Source organism: Oleiphilus sp. HI0043 (assembly GCF_001634935.1).
This window is the reverse complement of sequence record NZ_LWEY01000713.1, coordinates 1-645: the sequence shown is the minus strand read 5'-3', so window position 1 is coordinate 645 and position 645 is coordinate 1. Positions and strand designations below refer to the sequence as shown.

The window sequence follows — 645 nt, the reverse complement described above, 5'->3', positions numbered from 1 at the left end:
AGATCAGCTTCTACTTACTCTATTAGTTGTCGGCTTATTGCCTTCGCTGGTGATATCCTTTCAAACCTACCTTCACAGCAAGGCACAAGTTACTGAGTCTACCGTAGAAATTGCGCAGAAGAGCTTAATGCTCGTTGCTAATGGTCTTCAGTTTGAGTTTGACCATGGTGAGTCATTGGTGCAGGAATACGCTCGTTCTGCAGAGCTTTCTGGCCTTTAGTTCGAAACCTTCATGCCTTATCTAAAGCGTGAATTGACCTTCCTGAAACCTAAGTTTGAGAAGTTCATTATTGGTTTACCCAACGGACATTTCTATAACACTTCTGGTGCGAATCTGCTACAAGGAGGGATTCGAACCTTTGATGATAAATAACCAGACTCGAAGCCTAAAAATATTCGCTCTCGCGACTATTGGCAGGTGAGTATTCACCCTGAAGATCCTGATTCGCCTGAAGCCTATATTTCTAACCCGATGATCTCCTTTACGACGGGGGTTAAGCAGATTGTTATTGCGGCTCCTATTCAGGATAAAGGTAAGATAGTAAGGGGGATGTTGGGGCTGAGTATTCCCTGGGAATATATCCATGATCGGGTTCAAACCTTGGTTAAAGAAAGTTTTTCTGGTGTCCAGGGAAGTGCCAAGGT

The 645-nt window shown here is 43.9% G+C and carries 3 protein-coding genes; all 3 read left to right on the top strand.

All coding sequences use genetic code 11. From position 1 onward, the window contains the following. Positions 1-220 (top strand): hypothetical protein (locus A3729_RS32625; RefSeq protein ID WP_197475695.1); only part of this gene is annotated, 220 nt, incomplete at its 5' end. Between the two features lie 12 nt (positions 221-232). Then, positions 233-373, top strand: a complete 141-nt coding sequence (locus A3729_RS31460) for a hypothetical protein (RefSeq protein WP_156490449.1) — start codon at positions 233-235, stop codon at positions 371-373. Positions 374-418: 45 nt separating this feature from the next. Then, positions 419-645 (top strand): PDC sensor domain-containing protein (locus A3729_RS08365; RefSeq protein WP_156497802.1); only part of this gene is annotated, 227 nt, incomplete at its 3' end.

Excerpts from the sequence above, each read along its gene's own strand:
- A3729_RS31460 (WP_156490449.1), top strand. The coding sequence starts at position 233 with ATGCCTTATCTAAAGCGTGAATTGACCTTCCTGAAACCTAAGTTTGAG.